Annotated in this window: 18 protein-coding genes; 17 read left to right on the plus strand and 1 reads right to left on the minus strand. The window is 62.5% G+C overall.

Annotated features, from left to right (window positions below; genetic code table 11):
* The first annotated feature begins 207 nt into the window (after positions 1-207).
* Positions 208-3,321: a DEAD/DEAH box helicase gene (locus AC56LH_RS21750; protein WP_499649593.1), complete on the plus strand. Its 3,114-nt coding sequence runs from the start codon at positions 208-210 to the stop codon at positions 3,319-3,321.
* A 96-nt stretch (positions 3,322-3,417) separates the two neighbouring features.
* On the opposite strand, the gene AC56LH_RS21755 is transcribed toward AC56LH_RS21750, so the two are convergent.
* On the minus strand, positions 3,418-3,666 hold the full coding sequence (locus tag AC56LH_RS21755) for a DUF3297 family protein (protein ID WP_499570941.1): 249 nt from the start codon (positions 3,664-3,666) through the stop codon (positions 3,418-3,420).
* Positions 3,667-3,874: 208 nt separating this feature from the next.
* Between AC56LH_RS21755 and AC56LH_RS21760 the strand changes: the two genes are divergently transcribed.
* The 16 genes from AC56LH_RS21760 to hisG all read left to right on the plus strand — a co-directional run bounded on the left by AC56LH_RS21760 (position 3,875) and on the right by hisG (position 21,481).
* Positions 3,875-4,972 (plus strand): sensor histidine kinase, encoded by a 1,098-nt coding sequence (locus AC56LH_RS21760; RefSeq protein ID WP_499649595.1) that lies wholly within the window; start codon positions 3,875-3,877, stop codon positions 4,970-4,972.
* Between the two features lie 123 nt (positions 4,973-5,095).
* Complete coding sequence (locus AC56LH_RS21765; RefSeq protein ID WP_183555085.1) at positions 5,096-5,776, plus strand: response regulator transcription factor; 681 nt, start codon at positions 5,096-5,098, stop codon at positions 5,774-5,776.
* A gap of 276 nt (positions 5,777-6,052) precedes the next feature.
* Complete coding sequence (locus AC56LH_RS21770) at positions 6,053-6,763, plus strand: transposase (protein ID WP_499649597.1); 711 nt, start codon at positions 6,053-6,055, stop codon at positions 6,761-6,763.
* A 252-nt stretch (positions 6,764-7,015) separates the two neighbouring features.
* On the plus strand, positions 7,016-11,731 hold the full coding sequence (locus tag AC56LH_RS21775; RefSeq protein ID WP_499649598.1) for a glutamate synthase-related protein: 4,716 nt from the start codon (positions 7,016-7,018) through the stop codon (positions 11,729-11,731).
* A gap of 32 nt (positions 11,732-11,763) precedes the next feature.
* Positions 11,764-13,227 (plus strand): glutamate synthase subunit beta, encoded by a 1,464-nt coding sequence (locus AC56LH_RS21780; RefSeq protein ID WP_499649600.1) that lies wholly within the window; start codon positions 11,764-11,766, stop codon positions 13,225-13,227.
* 411 nt (positions 13,228-13,638) lie between these two features.
* A complete protein-coding gene (locus AC56LH_RS21785; protein ID WP_183555094.1) occupies positions 13,639-14,442 on the plus strand; it encodes an ABC transporter ATP-binding protein in 804 nt (267 codons plus the stop codon).
* Entirely contained in the window at positions 14,439-15,221 is a 783-nt protein-coding gene (gene mlaE / locus AC56LH_RS21790) for a lipid asymmetry maintenance ABC transporter permease subunit MlaE (protein WP_183555096.1), read from the plus strand. The genes AC56LH_RS21785 and mlaE overlap by 4 nt, the downstream gene beginning before the upstream one ends.
* 24 nt (positions 15,222-15,245) lie before the next feature.
* Entirely contained in the window at positions 15,246-15,719 is a 474-nt protein-coding gene (gene mlaD / locus AC56LH_RS21795) for an outer membrane lipid asymmetry maintenance protein MlaD (RefSeq protein ID WP_183555097.1), read from the plus strand.
* Complete coding sequence (locus AC56LH_RS21800; RefSeq protein WP_499649602.1) at positions 15,716-16,462, plus strand: MlaA family lipoprotein; 747 nt, start codon at positions 15,716-15,718, stop codon at positions 16,460-16,462. Before mlaD ends, AC56LH_RS21800 begins: the two co-directional genes overlap by 4 nt.
* Positions 16,463-16,477: 15 nt before the next feature.
* Positions 16,478-17,134, plus strand: coding sequence for an MlaC/ttg2D family ABC transporter substrate-binding protein (locus AC56LH_RS21805; protein ID WP_499649603.1), 657 nt, complete (start codon positions 16,478-16,480; stop codon positions 17,132-17,134).
* Between the two features lie 10 nt (positions 17,135-17,144).
* Positions 17,145-17,402, plus strand: a complete 258-nt coding sequence (locus AC56LH_RS21810; RefSeq protein WP_258836820.1) for an STAS domain-containing protein — start codon at positions 17,145-17,147, stop codon at positions 17,400-17,402.
* 200 nt (positions 17,403-17,602) lie between these two features.
* Positions 17,603-18,520: an ABC transporter ATP-binding protein gene (locus AC56LH_RS21815; protein WP_183555105.1), complete on the plus strand. Its 918-nt coding sequence runs from the start codon at positions 17,603-17,605 to the stop codon at positions 18,518-18,520.
* Positions 18,517-19,284: an ABC transporter permease gene (locus tag AC56LH_RS21820; RefSeq protein WP_183555107.1), complete on the plus strand. Its 768-nt coding sequence runs from the start codon at positions 18,517-18,519 to the stop codon at positions 19,282-19,284. Before AC56LH_RS21815 ends, AC56LH_RS21820 begins: the two co-directional genes overlap by 4 nt.
* 17 nt (positions 19,285-19,301) lie before the next feature.
* The gene (locus tag AC56LH_RS21825) at positions 19,302-19,538 is read left to right on the plus strand and encodes a BolA family protein (RefSeq protein ID WP_183555109.1); all 237 of its coding nucleotides are present in this window, start codon (positions 19,302-19,304) and stop codon (positions 19,536-19,538) included.
* A gap of 2 nt (positions 19,539-19,540) precedes the next feature.
* The gene (murA, locus tag AC56LH_RS21830) at positions 19,541-20,791 is read left to right on the plus strand and encodes a UDP-N-acetylglucosamine 1-carboxyvinyltransferase (RefSeq protein ID WP_499649606.1); all 1,251 of its coding nucleotides are present in this window, start codon (positions 19,541-19,543) and stop codon (positions 20,789-20,791) included.
* Positions 20,792-20,806: 15 nt separating this feature from the next.
* Positions 20,807-21,481 (plus strand): ATP phosphoribosyltransferase, encoded by a 675-nt coding sequence (hisG, locus tag AC56LH_RS21835; RefSeq protein ID WP_183555113.1) that lies wholly within the window; start codon positions 20,807-20,809, stop codon positions 21,479-21,481.
* Positions 21,482-21,487 lie beyond the last annotated feature (6 nt).

The following is a 21,487-nucleotide window of genomic DNA, read 5'->3' on the forward strand; positions in this document are numbered from 1 at the left end:
CCAAGCGGCCAATGATACGCAAACAACGCCGATACGCCAGTCTTGACAGCGCCACACGAACATGAGAGAACAGTCGGTTGGCAGATGACACACACGTTGCGTGCGTGCACCATTTGTCCGCAAGGTGCGATTACGAACAAATCGGAAGTGTTCGTATGCGAGATAATAGTCGTTATTGCCGTTTTTAATACCCTGCCACGAGACCCAATGACAACAGTCGATTATCTTCGCGAGAAAGCCAGCGACGCACCCACAGCCCGCACGCCTGCACGCTCTCCGGCCTTGCCGGCGCCGGTCGTGAGCTGGCTGCAGCGGGTCGAAGCAGCGGCGCATCCGCAGCCGAAGCTGACCGACGAAGTGGTCGACCCGAAGGCCGCGCAGTACAAGTTCGTCTACGTGATGGCGCCCACCAGCGGCGGACGCCATGTGGCGCTGTGCCTGTGCAAGGCGCGCCTGCGGCCCAACGGCGACGTGGCCGCGGCCAGTCCTGTGAGCGAAGTCTTTTCGTTGTTGTCGGCGCCGCCCGCGTATCTCGAAGGCGACGATATCGACCTGGTGCGTTTTTTCATCGCGATGCGCAGCGGGTCGGCGCAAGGCACCAGCGCCACCGAACCGAAAGGCAAGGTCGGCGCGATCCTGCTGCAGATGCTGCTCGAACAGGGCAAGCTGCTGTGGGCGAATTCGTGGGCCGACATGGCAGGTGGCCTGGTCTACCCGCTGCAGTGCGGCCCGACCCGCCTGGCCAGCCTGGCCTGGCGCGACGAAGGCCGCGTCGCAAAACTCGGCTGGTCGGTCGAACCCGTTGGCGGCGCGGCCGCGCACAGCGCCGCCGACCAGATCGACTACATGCTGCCGACCGATCCGCCGTGGTACATCGACAATCTGTCGTGCGGGCCGCTCGAGCTCAATCGCGGCGGCATCGACATCTCGCTGGCCGAACTGCAGGCGCTCGTGGCGCAGGCGCCCACGCTCACCGGCACCGATAAAAAACGCGTCTCGCAACTGCTGCTCGCGCACGGCCTGCAGCAATTGATGCCGCTGCCGCAGCCGCTCACGCAGCGTCTGCGCAATGATGTCAAACCAATACCGCACCTGCTGCTCGATGCGGTGCAGCTGGCCGACGGCAGCGCCGCGCGCTGGCAGGACTTCGCCGTGCTGGCGTTTGATTACGACGGCCAGCGCGTCTCGTTCGACCCGTCGCAGCGCGTCGTGCGCCAGGTGGGCGACCTCACCGAAATCATCGAGCGCGATCCCAAGCTCGAAAGCGATGCGCTCGACAAATTGGGCGAGATCGGTTTCCGCAAGCCGGCCACGGCGCCGCTGAACGTGATGGCCGGCGCACTGCAGCTCGAGAGCCAGGCGCACTGGCTGCGCTTTGCCGAGCAGTCGGTCGACGCGCTGTCCGACGCCGGCTGGCACCTGCAAAAATCGCCCAAGTACCGCTACGACGTGGTGCCGGTCGAAGACTGGTACGCCGACATCGACGAACCGGCGGAAGCAGGCAATGCCTGGTTCGAGCTGGAGCTGGGCATCGTGGTGGCCAAGAAGCGCGTGCCGCTGCTGCCGGTGCTGGTGCAGCTGATCCGTAGCGCGCCGCTCGAATTCGATCCGAGCGTGCTGGCCGCCCATGGCGAGTCCGACCAGATGCTGGCCGTGCTGCCCGATGGCGAGCGCGTGGCGCTGCCATGGAGCCGCCTCAAACCCATCCTGGCCACGCTGGGCGAGCTGTATTTCAATGACAAGATCAAGGCGCGCCTGCGCCTGTCGACGCTCGATGCAGCGCGGCTCGAAGAACTGGCGCGCGGCGTCGAGCTGCAATGGACGGGCGGCGAGCGCCTGCGCGAGACCGGCCGCAAACTGAGCCAGTTCGGCGCCGTGAAAAAAGTCGAGGCCCCGGCCGGCCTGCAGGCCACCTTGCGCGACTACCAGCTCGATGGCCTGGCGTGGATGCAGTTCCTGCGCGAGTATGACCTGGGCGGCATCCTGGCCGACGATATGGGCCTGGGCAAGACGGTGCAGACGCTGGCGCACATCCTGGTCGAAAAAGAAGCGGGCCGCTTGACCAGTCCCGCGCTGGTGATTGCGCCAACGAGCCTGATGGCCAACTGGTTCGATGAAGCCGCGCGCTTTGCCCCGAGCCTGAAAGTGCTGCTGTTGCAGGGCAAGGAGCGCATGGAGTCGTTCGACCAGATCGACGGCGCCGACATCGTGCTGACCACCTACGCGCTGCTGCCGCGCGACGAAGAAGAACTGCGCAAGCACCACTATCACCTGGTGATCCTGGACGAATCGCACTACATCAAGAACACCCGTTCCAAGGCAGCGCAGACGGCCGGCTCGCTCGATGCCAGCCACCGCCTGTGCCTGTCCGGTACGCCGCTCGAGAATCACCTGGGCGAGCTGTGGTCGCAGTTCCACTTCCTGATCCCGGGGTTGCTGGGCGACGAAAAGACGTTCAACACCCAGTTCCGTCATCCGATCGAGCGCCAGGACGATCCGGTGCGTCGCACGCTTTTGAATCGCCGCATCCGGCCGTTCCTGCTGCGCCGCACGAAGGACAATGTGGCCAAAGAGCTGCCGCAAAAGACCGAGATGGTGCGCCGCATCGAGCTCTCCGGCCCGCAGCGCGACCTGTACGAAACGGTGCGCCTGGCGATGGACAAGAAGGTGCGCGACGAGATCGACCGCAAGGGCGTGGCACGCAGCCAGATCGTGATCCTCGAGGCGCTGCTCAAGCTGCGCCAGGTGTGCTGCGATCCGCGCCTGGTCAAGTCGATGCCGTCCAAGAAGAACACGGCGGCGGTGTCGGCCAAACTGACCGACCTGATGCAGATGGTCGAAGACTTGCTGGGCGAAGGCCGCAAGATCCTCGTGTTCTCGCAGTTCACCAGCATGCTGGCGCTGATCGAAGAAGAACTCGCGCTGCGCAAGATCCCGTATGCGCTGCTCACCGGCGAGACGCGCGACCGCTCGGCGCAGGTGGCCGCATTCCAGCAGGGTGCGGTGCCGATCTTCCTGATCAGCCTGAAAGCGGGCGGCGTGGGATTGAACCTGACGGCGGCCGACACCGTGATCCACTACGACCCGTGGTGGAATCCGGCGGCCGAGAATCAGGCGACCGACCGCGCCTGGCGCATCGGGCAGGACAAGCCGGTGTTTGTCTACAAGCTGATTGCCAAGGGCACGCTGGAAGAAAAGATCCAGCTGCTGCAGCAGAAGAAGTCGGAGCTGGCGCACTCGATCCTGTCCGAAGGCGAGTCGCAGAAGATGGCGTTGACGCAGGAAGACCTGCAGGCGATCTTTGCGCCGCTGGCGGAGTAACCGGTTGGGGGTCAGTCAGCGCAGCGCAAGCTGGTGCTGGTATAGATAAAGAAATGGCGGGCTCGCGAGCCCGCCATTGTTGTATCGACCGAAGGATTACGCGTAATACGCTTCGACTGTGCCTTTCAGCTTGATCAGCATCGGGCGGCCCTTGCGGTCGAGGGTCTTGCCGGCGGCGACCTTGATCCAGCCTTCGCTGATGCAATACTCTTCGACGTCGGTACGGTCCTTGTCGTTGAAGCGGATGCCGACGTCGTGCTGGAAGACATCACGGTTGTGGAATGGGCTGCTCGGATCGATCGAGAGCCGGTCTGGGAGTGGGGGGCGGGTAGCGGTATCGTTCATGGTAGTGAAATTATCGCCCAAACCCTGCCCATGTGGCGCATTTGTTTCGTCTACATCTGGCATGCCGGCCAGGATGCGTGCTCTGCCCGCGTTCGCTGGTAACATCATTTTTGTCTTCTTGCGAGCAATGTGTCACAAAAATGTGACGGTAGAGATATACTAGCTGGTCAATATCTTGCTTGTAACTGTTGGTGAAGAAAGAGCCCGAATGAAGTCCAGTCCGATTGCCGCTACCGTGCCTGCCATCCCGGCTCCCGATAACAAGGATGAGATGCTCACAGCCCGGCAACTGCGCACGATTGCCGAACTGGGCGATGATGTGGCGTTTGCCATCACGCTGCCCGCGGGGAACGTGCGCTATCTGAGTCCGGCATTTGCTGCGCTCAGCGGCTACGACGTCGCGACGCTGCAGTGCGCGCTCGACGGCGACAGCGCCTCGCCGCTGGCATCGCTGGCAGCGTGGTTGCGCACGACGGCAGCTGGCACCCCGGGGGTACGCAACCGGCGTGAATTCGATCTGTTCGACGCCGAGCGCCGCCCGCTGGCGCTGGAAGCGCTGGCCATCGTGCCAGCGGACGACGCCTCGACGCTGGTTGGCCTGTTGCGCGACCTGTCGGTCCGGCGCGGCCATGACAGCGAACACAAACGGTTCGCCAGCATGCTCAATCACGAATTCCGTACGCCGCTGGCGACGATCGATGGCGCGATCCAGCGGCTGGAAGCCACGTCCACCCATGCCGAGGAATCGGTGCGCGCCCGCTATCGCAAGATCGGCGCCGCAGTCGACCGCCTGATCGGGATGCTCGACGAATACCTGTCGCCGGACCGCATGGCCACGCTCGGACGCACCCGCCAGCCCAACACGATCACGGTCGGTGAACTGGTCGAAACGGGCGCTGCCCAGATCCGCGCTGCCGGGCGCGAGGCTGTGTTGCAACTCGATGATGTCGCGTCGATCCTGCGCGGCGAACCGGAAGGCCTGCGGCTGGCGTTGAAGGTCATGATCGACAATGCGCTGGCGTTTTCGCCGCCTGCCACCGACATCACGGTGCGCGCGCGGCGCAGCGGTGGCGGCGTCGAGATCGCCGTGCTCGATGGCGGCGCAGGGGTGCCGCCGGACGATGCGTCGCGCGTCTTCGACAAGGGCTATCGCGGCCGTAACGCCGCCGGCCTGCCGGGCAGTGGCCTGGGGCTGTACATGGCGCGCTCGATCATCGAAGTCCACGGGGGTGTACTGAGCCTGGCGCCAGGACAGGAGGGCGCCGGCGCCGAGTTCCGGCTCTGGATGCCGGCGCTGGTCTTATAGAGGATATAGAGGAATAACTCCTTGCTTCGGGTAGCCTCAGCAGTGATAATCGGGACCGCGCTTCCGCGTGGATAACGCTACCATCGGTATCAATGACGGACAGGTGACTAATATGGCAAAGGCATGACGCAGATACTGATAGTTGAAGACAATGGCGAATACGCCGACGACATGGCCGAGTTCCTGAAGGAGCTGGACCACGACGTCACGATCGCCAGGACCGCCAGTGAAATGTGGGCGGCGCTGACGCGCACGCCGGCTGCGGTCGTGGTGCTCGACCTCGGGTTGCCAGATGAAGATGGCTTCAATGTCATCCCGCGCATGCGCCAGCTGTACCCGGAAATCGGGCTGCTGGTACTCACGGGCCGGGTGGCGTTCGACCACCGCATCCTGGGCCTGCGCCTGGGCGCCGACCATTATCTGACCAAACCGATCAAGTTCCCGGAACTGGCCGCCCACATCGAAGCACTGGACCGCCGGGTGCGTCCGCAGGACCCGGCGCCGGCACCAAGCAAGTGGATGCTGCGCGTGAGCGCACGTCAGCTCGAGCTGATGGGCAAGGTGGTCGACCTGACCGAAAAGGAATGCAACTTCCTGCACCTGTTGACGATCAACACGCGCCCGGTGCCGCGCCACGTCATCGTGGCCGGCATGGGTGGCGACGATCCCGACGCCAGCCGCCGCGTCGACATGCTGGTCTACCGCCTGCGCAAGAAGGCCCGCTCCGGCCTCGGACAGGACCTCCCCCTGCGCAGCGCCTACGGCGAAGGCTACAGCCTCTCCGCCGGCTTCACGCTCTCCTGACCCGTCTCAACCCTCTCCCAATGAGGGTCAGAGTCGAATTATTGGCCAATTTCCACTCAGACAATTAGGGTCAGAGTCGAATTATTGGCCAATTTTCTTTGGGAAATTGGCTAGGTTAAACAATTCGAGCTGAAAAGTCGGGCGATAAATTGCGTCTGGGCTCAATCTCAAATAATTGGGGACAGAGTCGGCAGGATTTCGCGACCTCTTGCGTTTAATTAGGGACAGAGTCATTTTCCATTGTAGAATTCGGCTTCCTCACGCACATCCGACGCCATGGCACGCCAACCTCGACTCATCGTTCCCGAGCAACCGCATCACGTGATCCAGCGCGGCAATAACCGCCAGATCATTTATCGGGAAGAGGCGGATTACCAGCGATTTCTGGTCTGGCTCAAGGAAGGCGCGCGCTTTTACGACGTGGCAATCCATGCCTATGTCCTGATGCCGAACCATGTCCACTTGCTGGCAACACCAAGCGATGCCACGGGCCTGGCGCTGATGATGCAGAAGGTTGGCCGGCTCTATGTTCCATGGTTTAACCACAAGTACGAGCGCAGCGGTGGCTTGTTCGAAGGCCGTTTCCGCACCTCGCTGATCGACTCGGACCGGTATTTCATGACGTGCAGCCGCTACATCGAGCTCAATCCCGTGCGTGCGCAGTTGTCGGCAGGCCCGGCTGAGTATCCGTGGTCGAGCTATGCCCACCACGCCGGCGCGCGTCTGGATACGCTCGTCAGCGACCACAGCCTGTTCTGGGCCTTGGGCAACACGCCATTCCAGCGCGAGGCGGCGTATATCGACATGGTGCAGCAAGGTTTGTCATCCGAGGAGGTGGATTTCATCACGAGCTCGATCCTGCGAAACAAGCCACTGGGGTCGGACTCGTTCAAGAGCCAGCTGGAGCAAAAAACACAACGTCAGATCTTGCCCGCCAAACGTGGCCGGCCATTTAATCCGCCCCTTCCACCGCTCGCCCAAGCTTAAAAAAAGAGCAATTCCCGACACCACGGCACGGTTATTCGTGCCGTTTTTTATTGGCTAAATGGTTTACGAATCAATGGCTTAGCAGCTAATGATGAGCACGCCGACAAGCCATAACGACTCTGTCCCCAATTATCGCCTTTCTCAAAAAGTTGTCAAACAATTCGACTCTGACCCTAATTATTGAGGTTGACGGGGGATTTTGCATTGCACTATTCTCGGCATTCGATCCCGTAAAGATGTGGAGAATGTCGCATGATTGCCCAAGGTTTGTATGATCCCGCCAATGAACACGATGCTTGCGGTGTTGGCTTCATCGCCCATATCAAGGGCAACAAGAGTCATTCGATTGTTGAACAAGGTCTGTTGATCCTGAAGAACCTCGACCACCGGGGCGCTGTCGGCGCCGATGCGCTGATGGGCGACGGGGCGGGGATCCTGATCCAGATTCCGGACCAGTACTACCGCGATGAAATGGCGCGCCAGGGCGTCGAGTTGCCGCCACCAGGCGAGTACGGCGTCGGCATGGTGTTCCTGCCGAAAGAGCATGCGTCGCGCATCGCCTGCGAGCAGGAGATCGAACGCGCCGTGCGCATCGAAGGCCAGGTCGTTCTCGGCTGGCGCAACGTGCCGGTCGATGCGACGATGCCGATGTCGCCGTTCGTGCGCGCCAAGGAGCCGGTGATCCGCCAGATCTTCATCGGCCGCGGCCCGGACATCATGGTCACCGATGCACTCGAGCGTAAGCTCTACGTCATCCGCAAATCGTCCGGCCACGCGATCCAGGCGTTGAAGCTCCTGCACGGCAAGGAGTTCTTCGTGCCGTCGATGTCGGCCCGCACCGTCGTCTACAAGGGTCTGCTGCTGGCCGACCAGGTGGGCGTGTTCTACAAGGATCTGCAGGATCCGCGCTGCATCTCGGCCCTGGCCCTGGTCCACCAGCGCTTCTCGACCAATACCTTTCCCGAGTGGCCGCTGGCCCACCCGTACCGCCTGATCGCCCACAACGGCGAGATCAACACCGTCAAGGGCAACTTCAACTGGACCCGCGCGCGCGAAGGCATTCTCAAGTCGGCCGTGCTGGGCGACGATCTGAACAAGCTGTTCCCGCTGATCTATGAAGGCCAGTCGGATACCGCCTGCTTCGACAACGCGCTCGAACTCCTGATCATGGCCGGCTACCCGATCGCCCAGGCGATGATGATGATGATCCCGGAAGCCTGGGAAAATCACGCGTCGATGGACGACAACCGCCGCGCCTTCTACGAATACCACGCCGCGATGATGGAGCCGTGGGACGGCCCGGCCGCGATGGCCTTCACCGATGGCCGCCACATCGGCGGTACGCTCGACCGCAACGGCCTGCGCCCGGCGCGCTACGTCATCACCGAGGACGACCTGGTCGTCATGGCGTCCGAATCGGGCGTGCTGCCGATTCCCGAATCGCGCATCGTCAAGAAGTGGCGCCTCCAGCCGGGCAAGATGTTCCTGATCGACCTCGAAGCGGGCCGCATCATCGACGACAAAGAGTTGAAAGACACTTACGCCAACGCCAAGCCGTACAAGGCGTGGATCAAGTCGGTGCGCATCAAGCTGAATGAAATCAAGCTGACCGAATCTCAGCTGGCCGCTGGCCGCGCAAAGGATGCGCAGGGCGAGAAGCCGCCGCTCACGCTGCTCGACCGCCAGCAGGCGTTCGGCTACACGCAGGAAGACCTGAAGTTCCTGATGGCGCCGATGGCGGTGCTGGGCGAAGAAGCCACCGGCTCGATGGGCAACGACTCGCCACTGGCCGTCACGTCCAACAAACTCAAGCCGCTGTATAACTACTTCAAGCAGCTGTTCGCGCAAGTGACCAATCCGCCGATCGATCCGATCCGCGAAAGCATGGTCATGTCGCTGGTCTCGTTCATCGGCCCCAAGCCGAACATCCTCGACACCAACAACGTCAACCCGCCGATGCGCCTCGAAGTCGCGCAGCCGATCCTGAACTTCGACGACATGGCGCGCCTGCGCAATATTGGCCAGCACACCGGCGGCAAGTTCAAGGCCTATGAGCTGAACATCTGCTACCCGATCGCCTGGGGCAAGGAGGGCATCGAAGCGTCGCTGGCCTCGCTGTGCGCCGAAGCGGTCGATGCCGTCAAGTCGGGCCACAACATCCTGATCGTGTCGGACCGCCGCATGTCGCCCGACCTGGTCGCGATTCCTGCGCTGCTGGCCACGTCCAGCGTGCACCAGCACCTGGTGGCGCGCGGCCTGCGCGCCTCCGCCGGCCTCGTGATCGAAACCGGCTCGGCGCGCGAGACACACCACTTTGCACTGCTGGCCGGCTACGGCGCCGAAGCCGTACACCCGTACCTGGCCCTCGAAACGCTGGCCGAGCTGGCGCATGGCCTGCCGCAAGAGCTGTCGGCCGAGACGGTCAGCTACAACTACATCAAGGCGGTCGGCAAAGGCCTGATGAAGGTGATGTCCAAAATGGGCATTTCCACCTACATGTCGTATTGCGGCGCGCAGATCTTCGAGGCCGTGGGCCTGAACAAATCGCTGGTCGACAAGTACTTCAAGGGCACCTCGTCGAACATCGAAGGCATTGGCCTGTTCGAAGTGGCCGAAGAAGCGCTGCGCCTGCATGCGCTGGCCTTCGGCGCCGATCCGGTGCTGGCCAATGCGCTGGACGTCGGCGGTGAGTACGCCTTCCGCGTGCGCGGCGAAGACCACCTGTGGACGCCCGACACGATCGCCAAGCTGCAGCACGCAACACGTGCCAACAACTTCTCGACCTATAAGGAATACGCGCAGCTGATCAACGACCAGACGCGCCGCCACCTGACGCTGCGCGGCCTGTTCGAATTCAAGATCGACCGCGACAAGGCGATCCCGATCGAAGAAGTCGAATCGGCCAAGGACATCGTCAAGCGCTTTGCCACCGGCGCCATGTCCCTTGGCTCGATCAGCACCGAAGCCCACGCCACGCTGGCCATCGCGATGAACCGCATCGGCGGCAAGAGCAATACGGGCGAGGGCGGCGAAGATCCGGCGCGCTACATGAACGAATTCAAGGGCATCGCGATCAAGAAGGGCGAGTCGCTGGCCTCGCGCCTGGGCGATGGCCGCGTCGTGGTCGACATCCCGCTCGAAGATGGCGACTCGCTGCGTTCGAAAATCAAGCAGGTGGCGTCGGGCCGCTTTGGCGTCACTGCTGAATACCTGAACTCGGCCGATCAGATCCAGATCAAGATGGCGCAGGGCGCCAAGCCGGGCGAAGGCGGCCAGCTGCCGGGCCATAAGGTGTCCGAGTACATCGCGTCCCTGCGTTTCTCGGTGCCGGGTGTCGGCCTGATTTCGCCGCCGCCGCACCACGACATCTATTCGATCGAAGACCTGGCGCAGCTGATCCACGACCTGAAAAACGTGAACCCGCGCGCCTCGATCTCGGTCAAGCTGGTCTCGGAAGTGGGTATCGGCACGGTCGCTGCCGGCGTCTCGAAAGCCAAGGCGGATCACATCGTCGTCGCCGGCCACGATGGCGGCACGGGCGCATCGCCCCTGTCGTCGGTCAAGCACGCCGGCACGCCGTGGGAACTGGGCCTGGCCGAGACCCAGCAGACGCTGGTGCTCAATGGCCTGCGCAGCCGTATCAGGCTTCAAGCAGACGGCCAGATGCGCACCGGCCGCGACGTCGTCATTGCGGCGATGCTGGGCGCCGATGAAGTGGGCTTTGCCACTGCGCCGCTGGTGGTCGAGGGTTGCATCATGATGCGCAAGTGCCACCTCAATACCTGCCCGGTGGGCGTGGCCACGCAAGACCCGGTGCTGCGCGCGAAATTCCAGGGCAAACCCGAGCACGTGGTGAACTACTTCTTCTTCGTCGCCGAAGAAGCCCGCCAGATCATGGCGCAGCTGGGCATCCGCACCTACGACGAACTGATTGGCCGCGCCGACCTGCTCGACAAATCCAAGGCGATCGGGCACTGGAAGGCGCAGGGCCTGGACTTCTCGAACATCTTCTATCAGCCGAAAGTCGAGAGCCAGCGCGCGCTGTTCCACACCGAAGGCCAGGACCATGGCCTTGATAAAGCGCTCGATCACAAGCTGATCGCGCAAGCCAAGGCGGCCCTTGAAAAGGGCGAGCGCGTCTCGTTCATCTCGCCGGTCAAGAACCTGAACCGCACCGTCGGCGCCATGCTGTCGGGCGAAGTCGCCACGCGCTACGGCCATGCCGGCCTGCCGGACGACACGATCCACATCCAGCTGCAAGGCACGGCGGGCCAGTCCGCTGCTGCCTTCCTGGCCGGCGGCATCACGATGGACCTGGTCGGCGAAGGCAACGACTACGTCGGCAAGGGCCTGTCGGGCGGGCGCATCATCGTGCGGCCGAACACCGAGTTCCGTGGCTGGGCGGTCGACAACATCATCGTCGGTAACACCGTGCTGTATGGCGCGATCTCGGGCGAGGCCTTCTTCAACGGCGTGGCCGGCGAACGCTTCGCGGTGCGCAACTCGGGCGCCACGGCCGTCGTCGAAGGCTGCGGCGACCACGGTTGCGAATACATGACCGGCGGGACCGTCGCGGTGCTGGGCGACACCGGCCGCAACTTCGCCGCCGGCATGTCGGGCGGCGTGGCCTTCGTCTACGACCCGAAGGGCGAATTCGAAGCGCGCTGCAACACGACGATGGTCAACCTGGAGCGGGTGCTGGCGTCGAAAGACCAGACCGACCCGGCAGCCTGGCACAGCCAGTCGCGCACCAGCGAGCGCGAGTCGGACGAAGCGATCCTGCGCCGCCTGATCGAGCGCCACTTCAAGTACACCGGCAGCACGCGTGCGCGCAACCTGCTCGACGACTGGGCCAACAGCCGCAGCAAGTTCGTCAAGGTGTTCCCGACCGACTACAAGCGCGCGCTCGAAGAGATGCATTTCTCGAGCATGGAAGAAGCGAACGACAAGATCGATCAGGCCGCGTAAGCAGCCGCGGACCAACGACCAAGGAAAATATTGTGGGCAAAATTACCGGTTTCATGGAATTCGAACGGCAGGAAGAGGATCATCTCGAACCGGTCGCGCGTCTGAAGAACTACAAGGAGTTCGTCATCACGCTGACCGACGCGCAGGCGAAGGTGCAGGGCGCGCGCTGCATGGATTGCGGCATCCCGTTCTGTAATACGGGCTGCCCGGTCAACAACATCATCCCGGACTGGAACGACCTGGTCTTCCATGGCAATTACCGCCAAGCGCTGGAAAACCTTCACTCGACGAACAACTTCCCCGAGTTCACCGGCCGCATCTGCCCGGCGCCGTGCGAGTCGGCCTGCACGCTCGGGATCAACGACGATCCGGTCGGCATCAAGTCGATCGAGCGCAAGATCATCGACACCGGCTGGGAGCATGGCTGGGTGGTGCCGCAGCCGCCGGAGCAGCGCACGGGCCGCAAGGTCGCCGTCGTCGGTTCCGGGCCGGCCGGCCTGGCCGCAGCCCAGCAACTGGCGCGCGTCGGCCACGACGTGACGGTGTTCGAAAAGAGCGATCGCCTGGGCGGTCTGTTGCGCTACGGGATCCCCGACTTCAAGATGGAAAAGGACCTGATCGACCGCCGTGTCGAGCAGATGCAGGCCGAGGGTGTCACGTTCCGCACCGGCGTCCTGATCGGCAAGGACTTCCCGGCGAGCGTGAGTAATATGGCGCGCGACACCATCTTCCCCGAAGACCTGGAAAAAGAATTCGATGCCGTGATCATGGCCGGCGGCGCCGAGCAGCCACGTGACCTGCCGGTGCCGGGCCGCCAGCTCAAGGGCGTGCACTTTGCGATGGACTTCCTGCCGCAGCAAAACCGGGTCAACGCCGGCGACAAGCTGAAAGACCAGCTGAAAGCCACCGGCAAGCACGTGATCGTCATCGGCGGCGGCGACACCGGCTCGGACTGCGTCGGCACCTCGAACCGCCACGGCGCAGCGTCGGTCACGCAATTCGAACTGCTGCCACAGCCACCGGAACACGAAAACAAGCCGCTGGTCTGGCCGTACTGGCCAACGCGCCTGCGCACCTCGTCGTCGCACGAAGAAGGCTGCGAGCGCGACTGGGCGGTGGCGACCAAGCGCCTGGAAGGCAAGGGCGGCAAAGTCGAAAAGCTGATTGCCTGCCGCGTCGAATGGAAGGACGGCAAGATGACGGAAGTGCCGGATTCCGAATTCGAACTGAAAGCCGACCTGGTGCTGCTGGCGATGGGCTTTGTCTCGCCGGTGCAGCAGGTGCTCGACGCGTTTGGCGTGCAGAAAGACCCACGCGGCAATGCGCGCGCCACCACCGAGGGCGACCTGGCCTACCAGACGTCAAACCCGAAAGTATTTACGGCGGGCGACATGCGGCGTGGCCAGTCGCTGGTGGTGTGGGCGATTCGCGAAGGCCGTCAATGCGCGCGTGCAGTCGACGAGTTCCTGATGGGCGCGTCAGTTTTGCCGCGCTAAGACATTAGTCCAATGGCGGTCGTGCAATGCGATCGCCATGTTCGCCGGCTTGCAGACAACCCGGCGATGCATGACAAACTATTTATAAATTGTCACTTGCTAATTCGCAAAGCTATCCCCAATTGGATGCTGCGATGCAAAATAGCCTGGCACGCTGCCGACCTATCACGCGACTGGTATCGGGCGGGTTATGTAAATATGTTTCAATTAGTTTGATTCCCAACAAGGAATCGCAATATTGTCATGTATGCATAATCGAATGAAAACAATCGCTTACAACGTTAAATAGCTGACTGAACAGTTATTAGTGTTGTAATGTCACGTCGTCTGCCGGGGGTAAAATCGGGTCCCTCAAGCGGGTAAATAGCTTTCTGCACTACAATACCGGATTCCCTAACCTCAAATGATGCTGTGTCGAACCTAGTCGAAATCCGCGATCTGCATTTTGCTTACGGTGAGCGTTCCATTCTGTCGAATCTGCGCATGGATTTCCCACGTGGCAAGCTCATTGCTGTCATGGGTGGTTCCGGTTGCGGCAAGACGACGGTGTTGCGTCTCATCGGTGGCCAGATTCGCCCCCAGCGTGGCGAAGTCCGCATTGGCGGCGAAGTCGTGCACAGCCTCGATACGCAGGGGCTGTACCGCCTGCGCCGGCGCATGGGCATGCTGTTCCAGTTTGGCGCCCTGTTTACCGACCTGTCGGTGTTCGATAACGTGGCGTTTCCGCTGCGCGAGCACACCGACCTGCCCGAAGAACTCATCCGCGACCTCGTGCTCATGAAGCTCAATGCCGTGGGCCTGCGCAATGCGCACCGCCTCAAGCCGGCCGAGATTTCCGGCGGCATGGCGCGCCGCGTGGCCGTGGCGCGCGCTGTGGCACTCGATCCCGAACTGATCATGTACGACGAGCCGTTCGCCGGCCTCGACCCGATCTCGATGGGCGTGACCGCCAACCTGATCCGCAACCTGAACGATGCCCTCGGCTCGACCTCGATCCTCGTCTCGCACGATGTGCAAGAGTGCTTCGCGATTGCCGATTACGTGTATTTCATGTCCGCTGGCAAGATCGTCGCAGAAGGCACGCCGACCGAACTGCGCGTGTCGACTGACCCGTACGTGCGCCAGTTCGTCAACGCCGAGCCGGACGGTCCGGTGCCGTTCCACTATCCCGGCAAGACGCTGGCCGACGACCTGGGCCTGGGAGCGCGCACATGATCGCCCGCTTCCTCGGTTATATCGGTTGCTCGGTGCGCGAAGGCCTGGCCGGTCTCGGTTTCGCGATCCGCTCGTTCCTCAGCATCCTGCGCGTGTCGCCCGGCGCGTTCCGCCGCCCGGGATTGATTTCGGAGCAGATCCACTTCATCGGTAACTATTCGCTGGTGATCATTGCCGTGTCCGGCCTGTTCGTCGGCATGGTGCTGGGCCTGCAGGGCTATTACACGCTGAATCAGTACGGCGCCGAGCAGATGCTGGGCCAGGTGGTTGCGCTGTCGCTCGTGCGCGAACTGGGTCCGGTCGTCACCGCGCTGCTGTTTGCCGGCCGTGCCGGCACGTCGCTGACGGCGCAGATCGGCCTCATGAAAGCAGGCGAGCAATTGTCGGCCATGGAAATGATGGCGATTAATCCGGTCCAACGGGTACTGGCGCCGCGTTTCTGGGCAGGCGTGATTGCCATGCCGGTGCTGGCAACGGTGTTTTCGGCCGTTGGCGTGATGGGCGGCTACCTCGTCGGCGTGAAATTGATCGGCGTGGATGAAGGTTCTTTCTGGGCCCAGATGCAATCTGGCGTCGATGTGCGCGCTGACGTACTGAACGGCGTGATTAAAAGCTTTATCTTTGGCATCGCCGTGACCTTTACTGCCCTGTTCCAGGGGTACCAGGCCCAGCCGACGCCGGAAGACGTCTCGCGTGCGACCACGCGTACTGTCGTGATTGCATCGCTGCTGGTCTGGGGGCTGAACTTCGTCATGACCGCCCTGATGTTCAATAAATAACTAACACGGTTTTAGGGTAATAAAATGCATCGCAAAACTATCGACGTCTGGGTTGGCCTGTTCGTGCTGCTGGGTTTGGCGGCACTGCTGTTCCTGGCCTTTCAGGCCGGCAATCTGAAATCCATGTCGTTCGGGCAGACGTATTCCGTCAGCGGCCGGTTTGACAATATCGGCGGCCTCAAGCCGCAGGCACCCGTCAAGAGCGCCGGTGTGGTGGTCGGTCGCGTGGGCGAGATTGCCTTTGACGACAAGAGCTTCCAAGCATCTGTGCGCCTCGATCTGGACACTGACTATAAATTCCCAAAAGACAGTTCGTTGAAGATTCTGACCGCAGGTCTGCTTGGTGAGCAATATATCGGTATCGAAGCCGGTGGTGACACGAACAATCTGGCCGAGGGTGACCGCATCATTCGCACGCAGTCGGCAACCGTCCTCGAAGACTTAATTAATCAATTTATCTACAGCAAGGCTGCTGATGGAAAGGAAGGTAGTCAATGAACTACACCAACACGCTTTCGCACGTGCGTCTCTGTGCCGCCGCCGCTGCTGTCCTGGTTCTGACCGGTTGCGCGACCACCGCGAACAATCCGCAGGATCCGCTCGAAGGCTATAACCGCGCCGTCTATTCGTTCAACGACGCCGTCGACCGCACCGTGCTCAAGCCGACCGCGACCGTCTACAAGAAGGTCTTGCCGAGCTTCGCCCAGACGGGCGTGAACAATTTCTTTGGCAACCTGTCGGATGCCTGGAGCTCGATCAACAACTTCCTGCAAGGCAAGGGCGAAGCCGGCGCGACCGATTTCGGCCGCGTGGCAGTCAACACGACCTTCGGTATTTTCGGTCTGCTGGACATCGCGTCCGAAGCCGGCATGCAGAAGCACAACGAAGATTTCGGCCAAACGCTGGGAAAATGGGGCGTGCCGAGCGGTCCGTACTTGATCTTGCCGCTGCTGGGCCCATCTACGGTACGTGATACCGCAGCATTGCCAGCCGATTTCGCGGGCGACATCTGGACCTACAAGACGCCGGTCAACTGGCGCAATGTGGGTACGGGCGTTCGCATCATCGACAAACGCGCCACGCTGCTCGACGCCTCGGGCCTGATGGAAGACGCCGCACTGGACCGCTACGAGTTCCTGCGCGACGGCTACCTGCAACGCCGCCAGAGCCAGGTCTACGACGGCAATGTGCCGCGCCAGGCTGATGACGTCGCCGAGCCAGCACCTTCCGAAACGAAGTAAGTTGAAAGGAATACGATGAAACCATTCATGCACCTGATCGCCGCCGCCGCAGTCACCGCAGCCTTTTCCACGAGCGTGATCGCCCAGCCTGCCGCCAGCGCCGAAGCGCCGGACGTGCTGGTCAAGCGCATCAGCGCCGAAGTGATCGACAGCGTCAAGAGCGACAAGGCCATCCAGTCGGGCGACCGCAGCAAGATCATGGGTCTGGTCAATACCAAGATCCTGCCGTACGTCGATGCCGAAAAAATGACGCAGCAAGCCGCTGGCCGCCACTGGCGCACCGCCACGCCGGACCAGCAAAAGCGCCTGACCACCGAGTTCCGTAACCTGCTGGTCTACACGTACTCCGGTGCGCTGTCGACCATCAAGAACGAGACCGTCGAGTTCAAGCCAATGCGCGCCGCCGCCACCGATACCGATGTCGAAGTGCGCTCGCAGGTGAACGTCGCCCGCGGCGAGCCGATCACGCTGAACTACCGCCTGGCCAAGAACGGCAACGGCTGGAAGATCTATGACGTGAACATCCTGGGCGCCTGGCTGGTCGAGACCTACAAGAGCACCTTCAACAGCGAGATCAGCAAGACCGGCGTCGATGGTCTGATCAAGCGCCTGGCCGACCGCAATGCGCAACTGGCGTCCAAGCCGCTGGCTGCACCGGCAACGAATGGCTGAGGCAAACCCCATGCTGACGATCGACGCCATGACCTTCGACAGCGCCAGCCTGGCGCTGGCGCAGGGTGAGGCGGCGATCAGCGCCGGCGAGACCGTGTTCGATCTGGCAGGCGTCAAGTCCGCCGATTCGTCGGGCGTCGCCCTGCTGCTGGCCTGGCAGCGCCGCGCGCAAAGCGCCGGGCACCGTCTCACGTTCATCAACGTGCCGGACAACGTGCACAAGCTGGCGGCCCTGTACGGGGTCGACACGCTGGTCGCACCAGCATGAATACGGGCAGCTTAGGCTGCCCGTTTTTTTTGCGCGTTTCACCATGGGTGCCCGCACGGCGTCCCGCCGGGTTTCTCCGCCTGGCCCGCTTGACATTGCGATTTCACCTATAATGGACTGTTTCCCTGCACGGTCCTGGTGCGTTCCCCAGCCGGCCTCCGTTTTGTTTTGACTATCGCGCGTCGCGCCTCCCATTTCGCATGACTGCAATCCAGATTGACCGTGTCGAGAAGAGCTACAAAGGCTTCAAGGCACTCAAGGGCGTGTCCCTTTCCATCGAAGAGGGCGAGTTCTTTGGCCTGCTGGGCCCGAATGGCGCCGGCAAGACCACCCTCATTTCCACCATCGCGGGCCTGATCCGGCCCGACGCCGGCAGCGTGAAAATCCATGGCCACGACGTCGTGACCGATTTTCGCGAAGCGCGCAAGCGCCTGGGCGTCGTGCCGCAGGAGCTGGTGTTCGACCCGTTCTTCACGGTGCGCGAAACGCTGCGCCTGCAGTCGGGCTACTTCGACATCCGCAACAACGATGGCTGGATCGACGAAGTGATGCACAACCTCGACCTGACCGACAAGGCGGACGTGAACATGCGCGCGCTGTCGGGCGGCATGAAGCGGCGCGTGCTGGTGGCGCAGGCCCTCGTGCACCGTCCGCCGGTCATCGTGCTGGATGAACCGACCGCCGGCGTCGACGTCGAACTGCGCCAGACGCTGTGGAAGTTCATCGCGCGCCTGAACCGCGAAGGCGGCCACACGGTGGTGCTCACCACCCACTATCTCGAAGAAGCGCAGGCCATGTGCCAGCGCGTGGCGATGCTCAAGCAGGGCAATGTGGTGGCGCTCGACACGATGAGCACCCTGCTGCGCCGCGTCTCGGGCTCGCAGCTGGTCGTGCATCTGAAGTCCGGCGCACTGCCGGCTGAACTGCGTCCGCTCGTGTCGCACGACGAACCCAATAACGGCAACAACAAATACACGCTGCGCGTGAACGACTACGCCGATGTCGAGCCGATCCTGGCGCGCCTGCGTGAAGCCGGCGCCGTCATCGACGAGATGCAACTGCAGCAGGCTGACCTGGAAGATATCTTCATCCAGATCATGGAAGAGGGTAAGCAATGAATCTGTTCTCCATCGGGTTCCGTACCCTGTTCTACAAAGAATCGCTGCGCTTCTGGAAGGTGGCCACGCAGACCGTCGCCGCGCCGGTCGTCACCGCCATGCTGTACCTCGTCATCTTCGGCCATGTGCTCGACGGCCGCGTCGAGATGCTCGAAGGCGTGGCCTACACGTCATTCCTGATTCCTGGCCTCGTAATGATGAGCGTGCTGCAAAACGCGTTCGCCAATTCGTCGTCGTCGCTGATCCAGTCCAAGATCAGTGGCAACCTGGTGTTCATCCTGCTCGCGCCCCTGTCGCACGCCGAGATCCTGGCGGCGTATGTCGGCGCGGCGGTGCTGCGCGGGATCGCGGTTGGCGCCGGCGTGTTTGCGATCACCGCCTGGTTTGCGCACCTGACGTTTGTCGCCCCCGTGTGGATCGTCGTGTTCGCGATCCTGGGCGCCGCGATTCTCGGCACGATGGGCGTCATCGCCGGCATCTGGGCCGAAAAATTCGACCAGCTGGCCGCGTTCCAAAACTTTTTGATCATGCCGGCCACGTTCCTGGCCGGGGTGTTCTATTCGGTACAAAAACTGCCGCCATTCTGGCTGGCCGTCTCGCATTTCAACCCGTTCTTTTATATGATTGACGGGTTCCGTTACGGGTTCTTCGGCCAGTCCGATGTGTCGCCGTGGACCAGCCTGGCCATTGTGTCCGTGTTCTTCGCGGTGCTGACGGCCATGGCGATCAACCTGCTCAAGCGCGGCTACAAGCTGCGCCACTAAAAATTTTTGGAGTTATTGTGGCCACCACACCCGAACTGATTCACGGCTATCTCAGCGCCGGCCTGGAATGCACCCACCTGACCGTCAATGGCGACGGCCAGCACTTCGAGGCGGTGATCGTCTCGCCGGCGTTCGTCGGCAAGCGCTCGATCCAGCGCCACCAGATCGTGTACGCCGCGCTGGGCGACCGCATGCGCGAGGAAATCCACGCGCTGTCGATGAAAACCCTGACCCCTGAAGAATTCAAAGGCTAATCATGGACAAGCTCCAGATCGTTGGCGGCAAACGCCTGCAAGGTGACATCGCGATTTCCGGCGCCAAGAATGCGGCGCTGCCCATCCTGTGCGCTGGCCTGCTCACCGCGGGTGACCTGCACCTGTCCAACGTGCCGCGCCTGCATGACGTGCGCACGATGCTCAAGCTGCTGGAAACGACTGGCCTGAAAATCGATCTGGACGACGAACACGTCACCATGAACGGCAGCGCGATCAACAACCTGGTCGCGCCGTACGAACTGGTGAAGACCATGCGCGCCTCGATCCTGGTGCTGGGTCCCCTGCTGGCGCGCTTCGGCGAAGCCAAGGTCTCGCTGCCGGGCGGCTGCGCCATCGGCTCGCGTCCGGTCGACCAGCACATCCAGGGTCTGCGCGCGATGGGCGCCGAGATCACGATCGAAGGCGGCTACATCCACGCCAGGGCCACTAAGCTCAAGGGCGCGCGCATCCGTACCGACATGATCACCGTGACCGGCACCGAGAACCTGCTCATGGCCGCAACGCTGGCCGACGGCGAGACGGTGCTCGAAAACGCCGCACGCGAGCCGGAAGTGACTGACCTGGCCAATCTGCTGGTGGCGATGGGCGCGAAGATCGAGGGCATCGGTACCGACCGCCTGGTAATCCAGGGCGTGCCGGAACTGCATGGTGCCAGCCACGCGGTGATCTCGGACCGCATCGAGGCGGCGACCTTCCTGTGCGCCGTTGCGGCCACCGGCGGCGACATCCAGCTGACCAATACCCGCACCGACATCTTCGACGTGGCGCTCGATAAACTGCGTGAAATCGGCCTGCAGCTGACTGTTGGCGCGGACACCATCCGCGCGAAGATGGATGGCCGCCCGCAGCCGGTGTCGTTCCGCACGACCGAGTATCCGGGCTTCCCGACCGACATGCAGGCGCAGTTCATGGCCGTCAACACCATCGCCGGCGGCGCCTCGCGCGTGACCGAGACGATTTTTGAAAACCGCTTCATGCACGTGCAAGAGATGAACCGCCTGGGCGCGCAGATCACGACCGACGGCAATACCGCGTTCATCGACGGCGTCACGCGCCTGATCGGCGCACCGGTCATGGCAACCGACCTGCGTGCTTCGGCTTCGCTCGTCATTGCCGGCATGGCCGCCGAAGGCACGACGCTGATCGACCGCATCTACCACCTCGATCGCGGCTACGACCGCATGGAAGTGAAGCTGTCGGCGGTGGGCGCCGACATCGTCCGCATCAAGTAATCACATCGAATCACCATGACTTTTACCAGCAATACGGACGAGACCCAGCTGATCCTGGCGCTGTCCAAGGGCCGCATCTTCGAAGACACCCTGCCGCTGCTGTCGGCTGCCGGGATCGAGGTGCTGGAAAACCCCGAGACCTCGCGCAAGCTGATCCTGCCGACCAATGACCCGGGCGTGCGTGTGCTGATCGTGCGCGCCTCCGACGTGCCGACGTATGTCCAGTACGGCGCCGCCGATTTCGGCGTGGCCGGCAAGGACGTGCTGCTCGAGCATGGCGGCGAAGGGCTGTACCAGCCGATCGACCTGCGCATCGCCGAATGCCGCATGTCGGTCGCGGTCAACGCGGGCTTCGACTACGAAAGCGCCGTGCGCCAGGGCGCGCGCCTGCGCGTGGCGACCAAGTTCGTCAACACGGCGCGCGAGCACTTTGCCCGCAAGGGCGTGCACGTCGACCTGATCAAGCTGTATGGCTCGATGGAGCTGGCGCCGCTGGTGGGCCTGTCCGACGCCATCGTCGACGTGGTCTCGACCGGCGGCACGCTGCGCGCCAACAACCTGGTCGAAGTCGAAAAGATCATGGACATCTCCTCGCGCCTGGTGGTCAACCAGGCTGCGCTCAAGCTCAAGCGCGAGCGCCTGCAACCGATCCTGGACGCGTTCGAACGCGCCTCCAAAGCAAAAGGCTAGACGCAA

Source organism: Telluria sp. LT1R51-2, assembly GCF_059685775.1.

Coding starts and splice junctions, on each gene's coding strand:
- mlaD (WP_183555097.1), top strand. CDS start 15,246: ATGCATCGCAAAACTATCGACGTCTGGGTTGGCCTGTTCGTGCTGCTG.
- AC56LH_RS21815 (WP_183555105.1), top strand. CDS start 17,603: ATGACTGCAATCCAGATTGACCGTGTCGAGAAGAGCTACAAAGGCTTC.
- hisG (WP_183555113.1), top strand. CDS start 20,807: ATGACTTTTACCAGCAATACGGACGAGACCCAGCTGATCCTGGCGCTG.
- AC56LH_RS21765 (WP_183555085.1), top strand. CDS start 5,096: ATGACGCAGATACTGATAGTTGAAGACAATGGCGAATACGCCGACGAC.
- murA (WP_499649606.1), top strand. CDS start 19,541: ATGGACAAGCTCCAGATCGTTGGCGGCAAACGCCTGCAAGGTGACATC.
- AC56LH_RS21755 (WP_499570941.1), bottom strand. CDS start 3,666: ATGAACGATACCGCTACCCGCCCCCCACTCCCAGACCGGCTCTCGATC.
- AC56LH_RS21760 (WP_499649595.1), top strand. CDS start 3,875: ATGAAGTCCAGTCCGATTGCCGCTACCGTGCCTGCCATCCCGGCTCCC.
- AC56LH_RS21805 (WP_499649603.1), top strand. CDS start 16,478: ATGAAACCATTCATGCACCTGATCGCCGCCGCCGCAGTCACCGCAGCC.
- AC56LH_RS21820 (WP_183555107.1), top strand. CDS start 18,517: ATGAATCTGTTCTCCATCGGGTTCCGTACCCTGTTCTACAAAGAATCG.
- AC56LH_RS21750 (WP_499649593.1), top strand. CDS start 208: ATGACAACAGTCGATTATCTTCGCGAGAAAGCCAGCGACGCACCCACA.
- AC56LH_RS21810 (WP_258836820.1), top strand. CDS start 17,145: ATGCTGACGATCGACGCCATGACCTTCGACAGCGCCAGCCTGGCGCTG.
- AC56LH_RS21770 (WP_499649597.1), top strand. CDS start 6,053: ATGGCACGCCAACCTCGACTCATCGTTCCCGAGCAACCGCATCACGTG.
- AC56LH_RS21775 (WP_499649598.1), top strand. CDS start 7,016: ATGATTGCCCAAGGTTTGTATGATCCCGCCAATGAACACGATGCTTGC.
- AC56LH_RS21800 (WP_499649602.1), top strand. CDS start 15,716: ATGAACTACACCAACACGCTTTCGCACGTGCGTCTCTGTGCCGCCGCC.
- mlaE (WP_183555096.1), top strand. CDS start 14,439: ATGATCGCCCGCTTCCTCGGTTATATCGGTTGCTCGGTGCGCGAAGGC.